Here is an 18112-nt window from a genome sequence, read left to right as displayed (position 1 = left end):
TACTAAAATATGCTGCATGGCAAACAGTGAGCTCCTTCTAAATATCAATGATTAAAAGCTCAGGGAGGCTTTTACCCGCGTTTTTCAGGTTTGCGTAGGATGTCCTCAAAGCGCAGTAAGCGACCAGTATTCACCAATACTAATAAGGTACTTAAATTATGGAGAACGGCGGCGATAAGAGCACCAGCCACACCCAGCATGCCAAATGCTGCCGCAGCCATGATGGCAATGGTCCAGCTTAATCCGATAATGACGTTCATATGTAAAGTGCGGCGGCAGCGCCGACTCAAGCGTACGCATGTGGCTAGACGGCGTAGGTCGCTGCCAATTAAGACAATGTCGGCAGAGGCTAGGGCAATATCCGCTCCCCCAGCACCCATAGCGACGCCCACCACACCCGCTTTTAGGGCCAGCGAGTCGTTGATGCCATCGCCGACCACAAGGGGTTTAAAGCCTGTTTGAATCTCATGACTGACGCGATGTAGTTTGTCTTCAGGTAAGGCTTGAGCGACGACGTCATGAATGCCGACTTCTTTGGCGAGTTTGTCCGCCACGGATTGACGGTCGCCGGTGAGCAATACTTGGCGACCGAGACCAAGCTCTCGTAAATCAGCCAACGCTTGAGCTGCTTCCGGGCGAACTTGATCGGCTAATAACATCCAGCTTAAGAATTGACCATTGAGCGACAGGCCGGCAATAGGGCCGTCGTGTTGTGGAATGTCTGGAATCTTGATATTTAGTTGAGTGAACAGCTCGGGGCGACCCAGTGCCGCTTCTCCTTTTTCGGTTTGCGCTACGACACCTAATCCTTGTCGTTCACGAATATCTTGCAGTGGATAGTAAACGTCGGTAGGAGCGAGGCTAGACATGGCGCGACTGACCGGATGGCTGCTAGAGGCACCTAGACTGGCCGCTAAAATACGTATCGCTTGCTCGTTGATGTTGACACCTTCGGCTGTTTGCATGCCTTGCAGGCTTAACGAACCAAAGGTTAATGTGCCTGTTTTATCAACTATTAAAGAGCTGAGTTCCGTGAATTCTTCTAAAAACGCCGAGCTGCGTATTAGTATGCCATGCCGTGCTGCCACGGCAATACCCGCAATGGCGGCAGCTGGCGCTGACAGGACCAAAGCGCATGGACAAGCGGCTACCAATACTGCCAGCATTGCTTGAGCATCATAGGTGACAAACCAAGTGATGGCGGCCACCATCAGGACTAATAGCATGTATTGTCCTGCATAGCGTTCCAATAAACGAGTGATAGGTGGTTTCGCTTGTTCAGCTTGCTGCATTAGAGCAATCACTTTGCCTAATGTGGAATCATCACCGGTGCGAGTCACTTGGATGCGTAAGAGACCATCGAGGTTAATGGCACCACCAAATACCTCATCGCCTATTTTGGCATCTTGTGGAACGGACTCCCCCGTAATAGGCGCTGTATCAAGGCTTGCCATACCACTGATAACAATACCATCGGCAGGAATTCTATCACCCGCGCGTACTTCAACCTGATCGTCTTTGGTAAGTTGTTGGTTGTCTATTTCGCTGATGTTGCCATCATGATCGATTTTTCGGGCTTTACTTTGAGTGAGGTGGCTTAATGCTTCGATGGCTTCTTGCGAGCCAATCATACTGCGCTCTTCTAGAATATGACCGAAAATCATAATAATGGGGAGTAGCGCAGCGGTCATTAAGTCGCCTGTGGCCCAAGCGCCTAGCATCGCCAATGCGATAAGCTGATCGGTGATGCCATGTAAACTGGGGTGTTTTAAGCTATGCCAAGAGGATTTGATAACAGGAAAGGCGACAAGGATCGAAGCGATTCCTAGCAGCATTTGACTCACACTTTGTTGTAAGGGGAAAAGCCAATGCCAAGCTAACCCAAGGGCTAATAAGCCTAATGACACCATGGCCAATGTCAGTTGCTTCGCGGCGGCTTTTTGCTCGCTCCTGCTTAGTGAGCCTGAACTAAAATGAATATGGCCGTGATCATGTCCATGGTGGTCGTGTCCATGATGGTTGTGTCCATGGTGATGGCTGGTGTGAGAATGGGAAGGCTGGGTCATGGTTGCTTGCCTTGTAAAATCAATTTGGCATCGTCTTTAGGATCGACTGTCGAAACGGAGCCGGCTTGGGACAATAAAGTGGTAATGCGCTGGCGATAAAGGCGCCACAATAAGCCGGGATCTGCGTTAATCTGCTGTGCTTTAGCAAGTTTCACTATGCTTGCTGTATTGGCCTGTGCATTAGCGACGCGTTCACTGGCGTTCGCATTGGCCTCTTGTAAAATACGATCGGCTTCTTGATTGGCTGCTTGTATGATGGATGCCGCCTTATTATTAGCTTCTGCAATGGCTTGTTTAGCAAGCTGACTGGCGGTTAATACCGCATTGAAGGCATCGACGGTGTCTACAGGAAGGCTGGGTTGAATGTCCACACGCGCTACTTTTATACCCAGACTAGCATGTTCTTGTGTCAGTTGAGCAAGACGTAGATTGATTTGCTTAACCAAATCTTCGCGTAATTTTTCTCTTTCTTCTGCGGCTTTGGTACTGGAACCGACCAGTTCAGGGCGTGCTACCAATATGGTGTCTAAATCTCGTGATGCTGAAATCACCACAGCACTGCGCTCGACCAATCGGTCTAACGCGAAATTGACATGTTTGCCTTGCAACACATAGGCATATGGGTCGGTCACTTTATAATAAAGGTGGACACCGAGTTGCACGATGCCAGAGTCACCCGTGAGTAGGTAGCCCTCACCAGCGGTTGCATCGGTTAATATACCGGAATCCAAGCCACTGTAGTCGGCCGATTTTGGCCGAATAAGCGCCTTTACCGTACGATCAACAACACGATCGGCCGAGGGAATAATGATCACTTTTTCAAAAGGTTGTGGCCATGCGAGCAGTAATCCTGAGTTCTGTTCGCGATCAATGGCTCCAAAGCGTAAGACAACCGCACGGCTTTCTGGACCAATCTCTCGAATGTTGCTGACTAACCAACTGATGGCGGTGACACTGGTTAATATGTACAGAGCGATAAAGGCTAAACGCCCAGCTTGCAACCAATGTCCTTGAGGCTTACCTGATGAGGTGTCAGGTTGGCCATTGTTTTTGCTGGTGGGCAAGAGACTCATGGCTGATCTTTTCCTTGTTTCTTAACAGGGCTATTCTTCAGCATGATAGGACCATCTTGAATATTAGCTGGGCCATCTATGAGAGCTTTAAAGGGGGCGGCGTCAGTACGAAGAACCAAATGAGTATTGCCGTTGATAATGCTGCTTAATGTGTCCAAAGAACGGAGCAAATCATACAGTTGAGGTGCTTCTTTATGGGCTTGTCCATAAATATCCGCCGCCTGTACTATCGACTTCGCCTCGATATCCGCCGCTTTTACCTTGGCATCTGCGGTAATGATGCGGGCCTCTTTTTGTGCAGTGGAGACGATTTGTGCCGCTTGTCGTTTACCTTCTGCCGTGCGTTGTGTAGCGATGGTTTCTCGTTCTGCACGCATACGATCCACTGTGGCAGTGAGGGTGACAACAGGAAGTGTTAAGCGCTCTATACCGACTTGCACAACCCGTACACCATAGGTGTTGAGTAAAGATCCTTCGATTTGAGCGCGGAGTTTGTTTTCAAAATCGTCAATTTGCACTTTGCTGCTATCCGTATTAACCAAACTGGATAAGTTATAGCTGCTCGCCGTTGCTTCGAGTGCTGAACCGACAAAAGTGCGCAGTTGGCGGGCCGCTTCAGAGGGCTTGTTTTGGACAGCGCGCATAAAGCGTTTGACGTCTTCTTTATCGGCTTTTACCTGCCAAACTACATAGGCTTGCACGATGATACGCAAGCCGTCTTTGGTTCCCACATCTTGTAAGCCACTTGATGTGGTACGAAGTCGTAAATCAACAGGAGTGGAGAGTTCGATAGGAGTGGGTAAATGCCAGGCCAGGCCTGGGGTTAATATCACTCGAACTGGGTCACCAAAGCGGGTGATCACTTCTGCTTCCCCAGAGCGCACTTGCACTAAGCAGGCCGCTGCAAGCGCGAACAAAACCAGCAAAAGAGCAAAGGTCATGCGTCGCCAAGTGGCGCTCTTTTTATCATGAGAAGTCCCATTGTCCAGTTGGTCATGCTCATGGTTATGGTCATGATGATGGTGATGTGGCTGGCTCAATGTGTCTCTCCTGATTGAGTGCTAGTGTTGGTCTTAGGGTCAACAGGGGGAACGAAACTCCGAAAATCAATCGTCGGCGCGTCTGTTCCTTGGATACGGCTGTCTATGATAAGACTATTGGCATTCTTCATGCCCTTAGCGAGCTGCTGGTAATATTGTTCCCGAATAAAGGTTTGACCAGCGGAGTCATAGGCATGTTTATCCGCGTTAAATAGTGTTTTGGCAGTGTTTGCTTGGCTGATATTTTGATGAGCTTTCGCACTGGCATCGTCTTCGAGCAGGCTTGCTTCCTGCTCGGCTTGGTTTAGATCCACTGCCGCTTTGCCTTTTTCTCTGGCTATTAAAGCTTGAACTTCGATTTGTGCGGATTGTACTTTGTGATAGGCGTTGGCTGCTTTTGCTGGTGGATGAATGGCTTCAATTGCCGTTGCAAGCAAGGTGACGCCTGAATTCAAACGGTCTAATTCACTTTGTACCGCATTGTTTACATCCGCAGCAAGTTGATTGCGCTGCTCGCTGAGAAGGTCATCTAAGGTGCGTCCGGCAAAATCGTGTACTAGTACGCGGCTTGCCGTACGACGAATCAGCATGGGCAGATTATCCGTATTGTAAGTGGCTTTGAGTGCATCCTCATCGGTTAAGCCTATGCGGTAAATAAAGCGCACGTCCATATCAACAATCTGAAAGCTTTGCTTGCCGTCGCTACTGCTGGCGATGATTTGCGACTTTTCACTGCGATGCGTCACATCCCATAAGCGGTTCGCTGTATAAGGTGCTGGGCCCTCAGTTGGATCCGCTTGGTTGGGCATGGCTGGTGCCGTGGAGTTGTCATCGGTGCTGGCGGCTAATTCGTGTACAACACCATATTCGACATTAATAATGCGCCCAAAAGGCCATGGCAAGCTAACGTGAAGACCTGGCTTGAGTACGGCAACAGGCTTACCAAAACGCTCATAAATGCCACGACCATTCATAGGAATTTCATGTAATCCAGACAAGAGCCAACCCGTTAATAAGATGAACAGGAGGATTGGGAGAAAAGCGCGACGAATAAAGCCAAAGGCCCAAACCTGACGTAAATCAATGCCAAAGCGTTGGTGGAGACTTGCTTGAAAAAGCTGCATTGGCTTAGGGGGCCAACGCAGCATTTCTGCAAAGAAGCTGGTGGTAAAAAGTGCGGGTTCCAATGAATCGCGGCGTGGTGTAAAAACGACCAGAATCGCTCGAATCATCAGTTCCAACCCGAGAAGGCTCGGTAATAAGCCTACCAATACCGCCAAGCGAATTGGCCAAATGCGCTCAGCATTAGCATAGAAAAGGCAGATAGCAGACAGTACAAACACAACAATGGCCACTCGAAGCTGCACTGCCAAGGGCAATGCCTCTGGCCATTCTTGTTTGTGGGCAGCAAGGTAGCGCTCAACAACCAGTATCGCAAAGGCTACCAATAACGCTAAACCGCCACATAGATAGGCATTGGCTCCTAGTGCTTTTGGTGTGGAGGATAGGTTCCAGCCACTGTCTATTAATAGAAAGGCAAAAAGTATTAGTAAGACGACCCAGGTCACGTCGATGCCAACAGCGGATAGTATCGGTTTAATGCGGCTTTCTTTGATTCTGTCTAATAGTTGTTTGATGGGGTTGATTGTTTTTAAAACGGTTTTGCCAGTTTGTTCGGTATCGGACAGAGGGGTGGTTGCCCCTGTCTCTTGTTCTGGTGAAAGTTCTTCTTCTGGAGCAATAGTATGGGCTCGCCAAATCGCAATGCGCCATGCAGATTGAAAGGAGGCAAGCAATATTAGCAAGGTCGCGGCGGCGTTGAGTTGTATTGGAATCCAGATAGAGGTTGGAGCAAACATATCGACGATAAGCCACATCAATAAAATGGCAAAGGCCAAACCCGCAAAGGCCATACAAGTACTAAAGAGTTGACGGGCGTGGATAGTTGCGAGCTGGAAGCGAGGGATAGCGGCTAATTCTTCGTCATCTGTTTTTAAGTCAACTCTCATTAACGCTCCAAGGGTGAGTTGTTTGGCATCAGGCAGGGCAAAATTACTCCTCATTCTATAATAAAATAATAAGATTGCACCCGACTCTTACCGTTATGTCTGCTTTATGGATAAGTTTCCCTTTTTTTCTGGTAATTGTAAGGATTTAGCATGTTTGTTTGCAAAAAAATGAGTCTCATCGCGGATCATTATCTATGCTATTATTAACTTATTGTATTAAGTGATTATTTTAGAGACGTTTTTTCTATGACCGAGACAAAAACTCCTCGTTACCAATGGGGGCTATTAGTTGGATTGCTTCTGTGTTTTATTGCCTTGGCTGTCATCGCCAATACGGGTCACATTCCTGATTTTGATCGGCGTATATTGTTAGCACTTCGTGATCCAATCGACAGTACAAAAGAATGGGGACCGACTTGGTTAGCCGAGTTGATGAGAGATATTACCGCCTTGGGGAGCAATTGGATTTTGTTATTTTTCTGCTTTGTTTATGCCATCTTCTTATGGTTAATTCAAAGACCGTATTTAGCAAAGTATTTGCTACTGACGGTGATCATGGGAATGTTATTGAGTTTTTTGCTGAAACTAGGGTTCGATCGACCTCGTCCTGCCTTAGTTCCCCATGGTGTTCAGGTTTATACGAGTAGCTTTCCTTCGGGTCATGGCATGTCATCGTCCTTTGTCTGGTTAACCTTAGCATTAGTGTCGACTTGGTATACAGATAACGTTAAGGTCAAGCGATTTTTAGTGGGAGTGGCTTTGTTGATGACTCTTATGGTGTCGTTTAGTCGAGTCTATCTTGGTGTTCATTGGCCAACTGATGTGTTGGCTGGAATGGTGGTAGGGCTATTTTGGGCATTACTTTGTTATCGTTTAGCGCGTTATTGTCAGGCGCATTACTGTCAAGATAAGTCGCGATTTTAGTGCAGCGATGCATATTTAGTTGATACTTGCATCTGTCTTGGCTTTTTCCCTCTTTATGAGGATAAGTTGTCAAGATCTCAGACTATCTTATGGCTAATGGGGAAAGAGACTTTCTTTATATTTGGCTGACATATCCTTGCGGTTTTCAGTGCTAGCATGAAATCTCTTAATTCATTATAGCAGCAAGGAAAATTGTGATGGCTCGTTTAATTAGAAAACTAGTAAATGCACACTTTTTTAACCGTCATTCTAATGAAAACCCAGCAGAATCTGTCGTGGTTTTTGATATGGATGAATATGAATGGAAAGGTTGGGATGCTTGGGTTGAAGTCAAAGAATAACATTCAATGGCTGGAAATACCGCATCTTTGGAGTATGGCATTAGTTATGTGTGCATTATATTGACTTTGCTATGCATCACGTATGGTTATCCTCTCAGGAGTGTCTGTTCTTTCAGGAGTAAGCGTGCAGTAGGAGTGAATATGGCGTTATGTTAAAAAGGCGAACACAGAGAAATCCGTGTTTTCGCCTTTTTTGTTTCTTGCTTTTTCCTGTCACTTTTTTCGTCACACTCGGTTCCCATCACCTTTTGCAATCAAGATAGCCAGCGTTTTACGATACAACTTTTTTGAGCCGATAAGCCAACTGCGCTCTAGTTAAGCCCAGGGATCTTGCTGCAGCGGCCATATTGCCTTGAGCGGTATCCATTGCTTCATGTAGTAACCGTTCTTCCAGTTTATTAATAGAAAACTGCTCATCTTCATTGGTTTGTTTTAATCGTTCTAGTAGTGATTCAGAGTCATCTGAGGTCTGTTTTTTTCGCTTAGAGGTCAGTTCTCCTTGTTGATTAATCCAAAACGTTGATTGCTTGGAGAGGTTTTCGGTTCTAAAAAAGTGATGTGTTTCGATCTTTTCGTGATCATTTGCGGCAATAACACCACGTTCCACCAAGTTTTGCAGCTCTCGAATATTACCTGGAAAATCGTAATTATAGAGTGCTTGCAATGCTTTTATACTGATACCTTGTAGTTCTCGCCCATGTAATTGGCAATAGTGTTCGTAATAGTGGTTGACCAATAATGGAATATCGTCACGACGTTCGCGTAGTGGTGGCAGGGGGATGGGGTAGACATTTAGGCGATAATAAAGGTCTTCACGAAACTCACCTTTAGCAACTTTGTCTTTTAAATTATCGTTGGTTGCGGCCACGATTCTCACATCAACCTTGATAGCTCTTGTGCCACCTACTCGTTCGATTTCTTTTTCCTGCAGTACCCGTAGCAGTTTGCTTTGTCCGACAAGGCTGAGGGTGCCGATTTCATCTAGGAAAATAGTGCCACCTTGGGCGCGTTCAAATCGACCTGGACGACTGTTAGATGCCCCTGTATAGGCTCCACGTTCGACACCAAATAGCTCTGACTCCAATAAGTTTTCAGGAATAGCGGCGCAGTTAAAGGCGATAAAGGGGCCATTTTCTCGTGGGCTTAACTGATGAAGAAGTGAGGCGAACAGCTCTTTGCCCACACCAGATTCTCCCGTTAATAAAACCGTAGCAGACGTTTTAGCGACTCTGGTAATGGCTTGAGTGGCTGCTTTAAATGCAGAAGAAGCACCAATGGTAACAGGGCGATCAGCTTGATCGGTTTGTTTCTTCGGCGAGGTAACCTGATGTTTTTGATGAGGGGTGGGCAAAGGGCAGACTTGTTTCGCAAGATAATACAGATCTTCAGAGGCATTAGGCCAGAGGTCCGCTGTTTTAGCGATCACTTTGCACGCTGCATGGCCCATGGATCGACATTCTACCTCACGAAAAATAACCATATTGCCAACTAAAGTGCTGACATAGCCCATGGCATAGCCCAATTCTAACCAACAGGCAGGATCGGCGCCTACGCCATAGGCATGAATATGGGCATCATCTTCACAGCTGTGGTGCCAAAGAAACTCGCCTTCATAACGACCTGTTTCTATGTCAAATTCAAAATAAATGGTTTCGACTTTTACGATGCCTTCTAGGGCATGGAGTTGAATGCCTGCTCCAAAAATAGAGGTGATTTCGGCATCTGGCCAGCGTGATTTCACTAAATTGGCGTCGCGTTTTCCCGACTCAAAGCCAGTTCGTGTTAACACACCTCTTGCGCCCTCCAGACCAAGCGTATCGATAAGCTCTCTACGTAATGTGGACAGGGAAGCGTTATGGATAAGTAGCATGCGTTCATCGTTTAGCCAGATTCGGCCATCTCCAGGGGAAAAACAAAGACACTCGGTTAGTTCTTCCAATGTAGGAGACTCTTGCGTATTGAGTTTAGACGAATCGCCTTTGAGTAATACGTTAGCATTGATACGAGACATATCTGCTAGGGAAATACGGTGAGGCATTGTCATTATTATGTTCCTCATTGGTCGTTTAGTTAACTGTCATATTGTTATACATCCAAACTATTTATTTGATCAACTGATCTTCTATGTTTTTTTATGAAATTGATCATTTGAGCAATCTAGATGGTTGGTTTTTTCTCTCCTAACCCATTTTTAAAAAATGTCTAAAGATAAAAAATTAATATAAATCAATTGATTATAAGGAAATTTTATATTTTAAAGGATTGTGAAAGAAAAGTGGTACGTTCCATGCAATTTTATGGGTAGTTGATGATAGGAGACTAATAATGATAAGAAACTCTCTTTCTCTTGGCTTTCTTTGCCTGCCGTTTGAACACAACCTTTCTATTTCAGAGCGTGCTAAAGATACGCTGGAGGAGAGGGAGGCTGAACGAAAAGGGCGAATGCTTTTCTTATGTTATTTCATGTCTCTTCTTGTCGGGTTTGTTAATCCGCATCTAAAGCGTTTTTCAGGTTTACGTCCATTATCGTTTTTTAGTTGTTTTTTTCCGGGCCTTTCCCTCCCTGAGAACAAGGTCTAAAAGACCATTTTGGACGTATTTTGTTTTTTCATATAACAACAATAATAGAAATGAGAATTAGTTCGAGTTGGTCTTATTTCTAATAATTTTGCATCAAAAATAACAATAAAAGGTGGTAATAAAATGGCACTTAAAAAAACAGTACTTGCCTGTGGTATCGCGTTAGCTTCTTTTTCTGCAATGGCTTACGATCTGCCTGGGGTTAATATGGGAGACTCTAGTTTTTACGATGGTGCACCCGCGCCAAATGGCCCAGGTTGGTATTTTTTAGAATACTTACAATCGATTCGTGCAGATACTTTAAAAGGTAATAATGGGAAAGATTTGCCTGTGGCGAATCCAAAAACCGATATGTTTGTTCCCCTTTCTCAGATTATTTATGTATCTCATAAAAAGTGGGGGAATATTACTCCAGGTTGGACAGCTTTACTGCCATGGATTGCTAAAGCTGACAATGGATCATCCCCATCACAAACCGGTGTTGGTGATCTGACGTTGGGCGGTTTCTTACAATTTGATCCTATTATGGGAGAAAATGGGCCTAAGTTCTCGCAACGTGTTGAAGTTGATATTACCGGACCGACTGGTCAATATGATAAAGATAAAATTGTCAATCCAGGTAGCCATGCTTGGAGTGTTGAACCTTATTACGCTTTTACTTATTGGGTCACCCCAAAATGGACCACTTCTGCCCGTTTTATGTATTTGTGGAATAGCAAAAATAATGATCCAAACTTTTCTACTGGTGCGAGTAGTAGCATTCAGGCAGGTCAGGCGTTTCACATGAACTTTGCGACGGCTTATGCCGTTAGTAAAACGGTGAGCATCGGGATTAATGGCTATATGTTGAAGCAAGTAACAAATACCAAAATAGATGGTCGAAGTGTGTCGGGCCGTAAAGAAAAAGTCTGGGCGATTGGCCCTGGGGCTTTGTTCTCGATAGGTAAAGATGACTCCATTACAGCCAACGTTTACTTTGACCAAGATGCCCATAACCGTGCGGAGGGAAATCGCTATATATTGCGCTATGCCCATTACTTCTAAGCGCTATTAAGCCCAATAAGTAACGATTTTGTTAAAGCATTTTTCAGAAGAGAAAACGGCTCTATGATGGTAGGGCCGTTTTTTTATGCGCGCAATTTAGGGGGAAAGCTCAGAAAATGGCAATAAGATTGTCAACAAAAAGAAAAAATGATTAGAGAACAAAGTATATTCGCATCTTCTTTAAATATGCGCTAGTCTGTAAGCACGATTTACTTTTATCGCTATGACATGGTATTGAATCGTTAGTGGCGTTTAGCGTTAGTAACATTTCTGAATTCAAAGGAGAGTATAGAATGGCTACAGCAACCAAAAGCACGACCCAATCCAAAGCACATGAGAAAGTGGATGAAGCAGCAGAGGCTGCGCATAAAGGGGTAGACAGTGCGGCACAAGCGAAAGAACAGAGCCAAGAGCGTATCGAAGAGGTTGCCCAACAAATTAGTGAGCAAGCCCATAAAATTGCGGATACCGCGAAAAATCAATCCGAAAAAGTCACCTCTGCCATTGGTGAATACGCCAAAGAGCATCCTGTTAAGACCATAGGTATTGCTTTTTTAGCGGGGGCTTTAGCCGCAAGCTTTTTATGTAAGCGTAAATAGTACCAAGGTCTATTACAAGGGCGACGACTATAAATGGAGACATCATCGCACTCAGATTCAGACAAAGAGACTGCGGACTTATCCGTCGTGATTAATGATCACAAGCATTGGTTCAAGAGTGTGTTAGGACTGGGGGCACTGGAAGCGAAGTTATGGGTCGCTTCCAGTGCCCAGCTCCTTGCTCTGATGTGTGGTGTGATTTTTTTATTATTGACAACCTGGTTGTTAATCATCGCGACGAGCGCCGTGATTGCTTGGAGTTATGGTTTTTCTTTGGTCGGTATTTTGGCAACCGCTACATTGGTAACTTTTGTCAGTGCCATGGTTCTGTTGTATTTGGTAAGACGTACGTTAAAAAACATGAGTTTTACGCGTACTTTAGATGCCATTATTCCATCTCAAGAGGAGTAAATCATGTTTGGTCTTAAGAAAATGCAACGTGAGCGTGATCGTCTCTTCGAGAAAACTCAGCAGTTGGAAAAGCAGGCGACGACCTCTCGCAACAAAGCCAAAGACAGTATCTTAGCCATGGCTGTGAGCCCAGCAGGGTTGATCGCGAGCTTTGTGCTTGGCGCGACAACGCAATGTGACATTAGTAAAAAAGCCAGACAAAATCTTCTCAATGGGTCAACGAAAGAGGTGTTGAGCTTTTTATCGAGTCAAGTCATGGCGTATATGTCGGCTGATCCACAAAAAACACCCCCAGCAGAAGAGGAAACGTCACCACAAACGGAGCCGTTTTCTCAAGATTCCCCAGCAAGCCCTTCAAGAAGCGCTTCTACGACTGTCTAACTGTCTTGACCAAGGAATATAGAATCAAGCGCTGACTTTGTCGTTAGCGATATTTGTGCAAAAAATGATACTTAAGCCTCGACTTTAATGGCTTAAATCTCTATATTCGCCCCTCTTTCTGTTTGTCTTTTGATCCTCTTGTGGTCGGTATAAACGTTTTTCTTTTCTCTTTGTTTAGGGCTTTTTCCTTTGATCTCCACGGCTAATATCACCATGCAATTCGGCGCAACGCCATTGTTTGAAAATATCTCTGCAAAATTTGGTAATGGCAATCGTTATGGTTTAATCGGTGCCAACGGATGTGGCAAATCCACCTTTATGAAAATTCTCAGTGGTGCGTTAACGCCAACCTCTGGCAATGTGTCCATCACACCAGGGGAAAAAGTCGGCACCCTAAGCCAAGATCAGTTCGCTTTTGAAGAATACTCGGTGGTTGATGCGGTGATCATGGGCGATGTGGCACTATGGAAAGTGAAGCAAGAACGCGATGCTATTTATGCTAAGCCGGAAATGAGTGAAGAAGATGGCATGCGTGCTGGTGAGCTAGAAGCCGAATTTGCTGAAATGGATGGCTACAGTGCGGAAAGTCGTGCTGGTGATATTTTATTAGAAGCGGGCATTGATGAATCCTACCATTTTGGCCTTATGAGCCAAGTGGCTCCCGGCTGGAAGTTACGTGTTTTACTCGCGCAAGCCTTGTTTTCGAATCCCGATATTTTGTTATTGGATGAGCCTACCAACAATTTGGATATTCATACCATTAATTGGTTGGCTGGGGTATTAAATCAACGTAAGTGCACCATGATTATTATCTCCCATGACCGTCACTTTCTGAATTCTGTTTGTACTCACATGGCTGATATCGACTTTGGTGAACTGCGGATTTATCCGGGTAACTACGAAGACTTTATGAAAGCATCATCTCTTATTCGTGAGCAACTATTGACCGAAAATGCGAAAAAAAGCGCTGAAATGGACGACTTACAAGCGTTTGTAAATCGCTTCTCTGCTAACGCCTCAAAAGCAAAGCAGGCGAGCTCCCGTGCGAAAAAGCTGGAAAAAATTGAACTGGCGGAAGTGAAACAGTCCAGCCGAATGACACCGTCGTTGTCTTTCAAACAAGATAAGAAACTGCATCGACATGCTTTGATTCTAGAAGACCTTGGCCACGGCTACGATGAGTTGCTGTTTACGGGGGGCAATATCATTTTAGAGGCGGGCTCAAGGCTTGCGGTTATTGGGGAAAATGGTGTGGGGAAAACTACCTTTCTGCGCTGCTTGATGAAAGAGTTAGAGGCGCAGCAAGGTAAAATCAAATGGGCGGAAAACGCTGTTGTTGGCTACTGTCCACAAGACACTACCGACGATTTTGATTGTGACCTGACCTTGTTCGATTGGATGTCTAAATGGCGTACGGTTAAGCATGATGATCTAAAAGTTCGCGCGATGCTGGGTCGTTTGCTGTTTACGGCGGATGATTTCAATAAGAAAGTGCGAGTGTGTTCTGGTGGTGAGAAAAACCGCCTTATGTTTGGTAAGTTAATGATGATGGACCTAAATGTCCTGGTAATGGATGAGCCAACCAACCATATGGACATGGAAGCCATCGAAGCGCTCAACAATGCCTTGTTAGACTTTGACGGCACGCTGATTTTTGTCAGCCACGATAGGGCGTTTGTTTCTTCCTTGGCGAACCGTGTTATCGAAATCAAAGGGAAAAAAGTCGTAGATTTCCAAGGTACTTATGACGAGTATCTAGCGAACCAATCGATGTGATAATGGGCTGATTGTTTTTATCTGCTATGGGTTGTCGAAAAATGCCTGATGAAAGGCTTGCGTCTGGTTGTTTCTTCACTCAGGCTTTTAGCAGATGACTGTGTGCTGGAGCGAGTTGTGGAGGACGTTGTGAATTTTGATGCCATCAAAGAGTATTTGTTGTCTAAACCAGAAGCACAAGAGACGTATCCTTTTGATGATAAAACAGCGGTTTTTAAAGTGCAGAATAAAATGTTTGCCTTGTTGATCACAAGGCAAGGGCAACCTCTGCTGAACCTCAAATGCGATCCTCTTGACGCCAGAGAATTACGGGATATTTTTGAGGAAGTCATCCCTGCGTATCATATGAACAAACGGCATTGGAATTCTATTGTTTTGGGTGGCAATCTACCAATCGGTGAAGTGCAACGACAGATTGATCACTCCTATGCTTTGGTGGTGAAAGGCATGAAAAAATCGGTGCGTGAGGGCTTAGAGGTTCGTTATGGATCTGATGTGATTTATCAGGCATGATGTCAGATGTACTCGTTCGATTTGAGAGAAACCGCGTCACTAAAGAGGAGCAGTCGTTATGTTGAAAGGAAGTTGTCTTTGTAATGGAATTCAATATGAAATTCAGGGGGATTTAGGCGAAATCGTCCAATGTCATTGCCAAAAATGTCGTAAAGCTAATGGATCGGCATTTGCCACTAATACGCCCATTGCCAGTGAGAGTTTTCGTTTCCTTAAGGGTGAAGAGTTAACCGCTGAGTTTGAATCCACTCCCGGTGTCTTTCGTGTATTCTGTAAGCAGTGTGCGTCACCACTTTATAGCCGCCGCCCTAGTCAACCAGAAGTATTGCGTTTACGTATTGGAACGCTTGATACGCCAATCAACACCAAACCGTCTATGCATATCTTTGTGGATTCCAAGGCCGAATGGGATGAGATCAACGACGACAAGCCACAATATGCTGAGAGACCTGTGAGCTGATAATGCGAGTGTCTTTGGCTGAAATTCTTCAGTCGGCGTAACTTATTGTTTAGAAAAACGTATTAATAGTCTCACCTGACTGTGTTTGTCTACATACTATTTTGTCTGGAAAATCATGGGTTAGCATCTATACTATAAAAGCTCCCTCCACGATACATAGGAAGTATTTTAGGCTGAAGTTGGCGTGTACCGAGTGTTGTCACGCCAGCCTGTTTTTTCTTTAGAGTCTCTTATCTTCTCGTTATATTTCCCCATTTTAACGTTATTCAGGGTGCTATTAGACCTCACTTTATTGTCCATATGGCGGTATGATAGTGCCTTTCCACATCATGCTGCGAGGTTGTTATGCCCGTTAGTCTTCCTCACCAGTTGGATCAATTTGGTGGTGTCATCGTAGAGAGTTCTGCCTTATCCAATTCGGCTTTGGGTTTTGAGAAAGGTCTACAAGATCTATTGATGGTCGCTCGCGACGCTGAGAAAAATTTAATCTGGCTAACCTTGTCGAGTGAGCAGGGGGAATGGATTCCTGTTGCGCTGAAACTTGGTTTTGAGTTCCACAATTGTCATGCTCAAGAGGTCACTTTAATCTGTCGTTTGTCAGATCAGAGCTTTGCTCCTTTTGCTCCCACGCATACCATTGGAACGGGGGCGATTGTGATCAATAAGAAAAACGAATTGCTGGTGATGCGTGATACTTGGTCGAACTATCGAGGGTTTAAATTGCCTGGTGGCTATCTTGAGCAGGGGGAAAGAATTGAGACGGCGGTGACTCGTGAGGTGCTCGAAGAAACGGGTATTGAGACACAATTTGAAGGTGTGCTGGGTATTCGCACTCGTCACCCTGTGCAGTTTGGCAAATCCAATATGTATATTGTTTGCCGCTTAACGCCCTTGAGTGAGCAGATTGTCATTACAGATACTGACGAAGTGGCTGAAGCGCGTTGGATGCCAATGGATGAGTACTTGAATGATGCCAATATACATTCATTTAACAGGCAAATGGTGGCTGAGTTAAAAGATTGTGCTGGGCTACAACCTTATGAGGCCAATAATGTCTTTGCCCCTCATACCATGCAAGAGGTGTTTTTTGCTAAGGGCTAAAATGTATGTATTGATTTGCCCATTTTTCAAGTTCAGGTCTACAGTGTAAAAAGAAGCTTTTAAAAAGTTGTTTCCTTGTAGAAGGGTGATCATTAATGGCGAGTTTATTTAGTCATTTCTTTTCTCGACATCTTCCTAGGATCGCCCGCCGATCTGTGCGACAAGTCTCGCAGCCTGTTATGTATTCTGAGCGATTAATATTACGGCCTTTTTTATTAAGTGATGCGGATGTAGTGACTTATTTGGTCAATACTTCCTTGGTGGCTGATATGACAGCCAGTATTCCTCATCCATATCCTGAGGGCTTGTCGGCACGCTGGATAGAAAGCCATTTAGAGGGGTGGCAAGCACGTCGCTTTATTTGTTTCGCCGTTGAGTTAAAACAAACCAGGCAATTGATTGGTTCGATCTCATTAATGAATATTCACGATGATCAGGCTGAATTGGGGTATTGGTATGGTGTGGATTTTTGGCGACAAGGCTTTGCAACGGAAGCGGCTAAACGTTTGGTTTGTGGCGCTTGTAGCGATCTTGGCCTAAAGCGCTTAACGGCCCGCCATCTTGATCGAAATCCTGCCTCGGGTCATGTCTTGAAGAAGGTGGGTTTTGCCTATCAAAGCAGTGAAATGCAGCAGCTTGGCTTAATGACATGTGAAGAACTGATGCATCTATACGTTTATCAGCCGCCATTTTTGGTAACATAAAAATGACCCATAGGTAAAATCCTAACTTTCATCGCTATTATTCTTTACCTAGTTGCTGCATGTGAAGATGAATATTTCCCCCTAAGAAGCGCTTGTCCGTTGATTCTTACGCCAGTATAGTCCCATCCTTCGACGTCTTTTGTCTGTAACCCAGAACAAGGGCCTAGTTGTTAAATAATGGCTTGCATACAAAATATTTTGTTATATTATAACGTTTTAAGATGGCGAGTTAAAAGGCATGAGAGAATGATTGAAAGTGATCAGTCTGGCTCAAGGGCGATAGCGTCTCGCGTATGGGATAAACAACCTGCTGGTTTGGAGTTGAGGACGGTCTCATGGTCTCCTTCCGCTCATAATAGGGTGCTTGAGTCGATTTCAGTGAAAATCAAGGCTGGCGAGTTTGTCGCGATTGTTGGTCCCAATGGTTCAGGTAAGACCAGTTTATTGCGATGCTTGTACCGAGTGAATAAGCCAACGAGTGGTGAGGTTTTACTGGATGGGGAAAATCTCTGGCAGCTTAATCCATTGCAGTGTGCCAAGCGTATTGCAACTGTCCTACAGGATTCCCCCGCAAATTTTGGCTTAACCGTGTTTGAAATGGTTGAAGTGGGTCTCACCCCCAATGCCAACAAATGGGGGCGGTCAGATGAGGACGCCGATCTTATTGAATGGGCGTTATCTATGTTGGATGTAGAGCATTTGGCGGATCGGGATTTTAGCTCTTTATCCGGTGGTGAACGCCAACGTGTGATGATTGCAAGGGCGCTAGTCCAACAGCCTGATATTTTGATTCTTGATGAACCGACTAATCATTTGGATATTCGCCATCAGTTGGATGTGTTGGCTTTGTTGTCAACACTGCCTTGCACGGTGATTGTTTCTTTACACGATCTGGCGTTGGCCTCTGCCTACGCGGATAGGGTGATGGTAATGCACTCTGGCCAATTAGCAGCTTATGCATCACCGAGTGAGGTGTTTACCCCTGCTCGAATCAAGCAAGTTTTTGATGTGGATACCGTTATCGATGCGCATCCTATTACTCAAAAAACGCGTTTTTCTTTTTACATCAACGATTGAGTTTAGGGACAGG

The 18112-nt window shown here is 45.0% G+C and carries 18 protein-coding genes; 13 read left to right on the top strand and 5 right to left on the bottom strand.

All coding sequences use genetic code 11. The features are described from left to right. Positions 1 to 71 precede the first annotated feature (71 nt). From AC0VYI_RS16915 to hflK (AC0VYI_RS16900), 4 genes are read right to left on the bottom strand one after another with little or no spacing between them, the layout of a single operon-like run. Complete coding sequence (locus tag AC0VYI_RS16915) at positions 72 to 2066, bottom strand: heavy metal translocating P-type ATPase (RefSeq protein ID WP_475444329.1); 1995 nt, start codon at positions 2064 to 2066, stop codon at positions 72 to 74. Next, positions 2063 to 3139, bottom strand: coding sequence for a protease modulator HflK (hflK, locus tag AC0VYI_RS16910; RefSeq protein WP_475444328.1), 1077 nt, complete (start codon positions 3137 to 3139; stop codon positions 2063 to 2065). The genes AC0VYI_RS16915 and hflK (AC0VYI_RS16910) overlap by 4 nt, the downstream gene beginning before the upstream one ends. Continuing rightward, positions 3136 to 4179: a protease modulator HflC gene (gene hflC, locus AC0VYI_RS16905; protein WP_199475175.1), complete on the bottom strand. Its 1044-nt coding sequence runs from the start codon at positions 4177 to 4179 to the stop codon at positions 3136 to 3138. Before hflC ends, hflK (AC0VYI_RS16910) begins: the two co-directional genes overlap by 4 nt. Further along, entirely contained in the window at positions 4176 to 6188 is a 2013-nt protein-coding gene (gene hflK, locus AC0VYI_RS16900) for a protease modulator HflK (RefSeq protein WP_475444326.1), read from the bottom strand. Before hflK (AC0VYI_RS16900) ends, hflC begins: the two co-directional genes overlap by 4 nt. Before the next feature lie 246 nt (positions 6189 to 6434). On the opposite strand from hflK (AC0VYI_RS16900), the gene AC0VYI_RS16895 reads away from it, so the two are divergent. Together AC0VYI_RS16895 and AC0VYI_RS16890 are read left to right on the top strand one after the other, a co-directional pair. Next, complete coding sequence (locus AC0VYI_RS16895) at positions 6435 to 7112, top strand: phosphatase PAP2 family protein (RefSeq protein WP_199475179.1); 678 nt, start codon at positions 6435 to 6437, stop codon at positions 7110 to 7112. Positions 7113 to 7309: 197 nt separating this feature from the next. Then, positions 7310 to 7453 (top strand): hypothetical protein, encoded by a 144-nt coding sequence (locus AC0VYI_RS16890; RefSeq protein ID WP_199475181.1) that lies wholly within the window; start codon positions 7310 to 7312, stop codon positions 7451 to 7453. A 271-nt stretch (positions 7454 to 7724) separates the two neighbouring features. On the opposite strand, the gene AC0VYI_RS16885 is transcribed toward AC0VYI_RS16890, so the two are convergent. Then, a complete protein-coding gene (locus tag AC0VYI_RS16885; RefSeq protein WP_475444324.1) occupies positions 7725 to 9497 on the bottom strand; it encodes a sigma 54-interacting transcriptional regulator in 1773 nt (590 codons plus the stop codon). A 281-nt stretch (positions 9498 to 9778) separates the two neighbouring features. Here AC0VYI_RS16885 and AC0VYI_RS16880 point away from each other — a divergent pair, with 281 nt between their 5' ends. From AC0VYI_RS16880 to AC0VYI_RS16830, 11 genes are all read left to right on the top strand, one after another. Further along, complete coding sequence (locus AC0VYI_RS16880) at positions 9779 to 10033, top strand: hypothetical protein (protein ID WP_475444323.1); 255 nt, start codon at positions 9779 to 9781, stop codon at positions 10031 to 10033. A 123-nt stretch (positions 10034 to 10156) separates the two neighbouring features. Further along, a complete protein-coding gene (locus AC0VYI_RS16875; protein ID WP_475444322.1) occupies positions 10157 to 11077 on the top strand; it encodes a SphA family protein in 921 nt (306 codons plus the stop codon). Positions 11078 to 11370: 293 nt separating this feature from the next. Beyond that, positions 11371 to 11676 (top strand): DUF883 C-terminal domain-containing protein, encoded by a 306-nt coding sequence (locus tag AC0VYI_RS16870; protein WP_199475195.1) that lies wholly within the window; start codon positions 11371 to 11373, stop codon positions 11674 to 11676. Between the two features lie 33 nt (positions 11677 to 11709). Then, the gene (locus tag AC0VYI_RS16865) at positions 11710 to 12087 is read left to right on the top strand and encodes a hypothetical protein (RefSeq protein ID WP_199475197.1); all 378 of its coding nucleotides are present in this window, start codon (positions 11710 to 11712) and stop codon (positions 12085 to 12087) included. 3 nt (positions 12088 to 12090) lie between these two features. Further along, positions 12091 to 12468 carry a DEAD/DEAH box helicase family protein gene (locus AC0VYI_RS16860; RefSeq protein ID WP_475444319.1) on the top strand — a complete coding sequence of 126 codons (378 nt, stop codon included), beginning with the start codon at positions 12091 to 12093 and terminating at the stop codon, positions 12466 to 12468. Between the two features lie 189 nt (positions 12469 to 12657). Further along, positions 12658 to 14244, top strand: a complete 1587-nt coding sequence (locus AC0VYI_RS16855) for an ABC-F family ATPase (RefSeq protein ID WP_475444317.1) — start codon at positions 12658 to 12660, stop codon at positions 14242 to 14244. A gap of 48 nt (positions 14245 to 14292) precedes the next feature. Then, complete coding sequence (locus tag AC0VYI_RS16850) at positions 14293 to 14757, top strand: MmcQ/YjbR family DNA-binding protein (protein ID WP_475444315.1); 465 nt, start codon at positions 14293 to 14295, stop codon at positions 14755 to 14757. Positions 14758 to 14815: 58 nt separating this feature from the next. Beyond that, a complete protein-coding gene (locus tag AC0VYI_RS16845; RefSeq protein WP_199475205.1) occupies positions 14816 to 15217 on the top strand; it encodes a GFA family protein in 402 nt (133 codons plus the stop codon). Positions 15218 to 15562: 345 nt separating this feature from the next. Continuing rightward, a complete protein-coding gene (locus tag AC0VYI_RS16840; RefSeq protein ID WP_475444313.1) occupies positions 15563 to 16318 on the top strand; it encodes an NUDIX hydrolase in 756 nt (251 codons plus the stop codon). A gap of 95 nt (positions 16319 to 16413) precedes the next feature. After that, positions 16414 to 17022, top strand: coding sequence for a GNAT family N-acetyltransferase (locus AC0VYI_RS16835; protein WP_475444312.1), 609 nt, complete (start codon positions 16414 to 16416; stop codon positions 17020 to 17022). Positions 17023 to 17268: 246 nt separating this feature from the next. Next, on the top strand, positions 17269 to 18099 hold the full coding sequence (locus tag AC0VYI_RS16830) for an ABC transporter ATP-binding protein (RefSeq protein ID WP_475444310.1): 831 nt from the start codon (positions 17269 to 17271) through the stop codon (positions 18097 to 18099). Positions 18100 to 18112 lie beyond the last annotated feature (13 nt).

Source organism: Marinomonas sp. 63XJN7_9_ISO-PGPR-S23-217, assembly GCF_056173515.1.
Note: the sequence above shows the minus strand (reverse complement) of the source record. Positions and strands in the feature narration are given on the sequence as shown.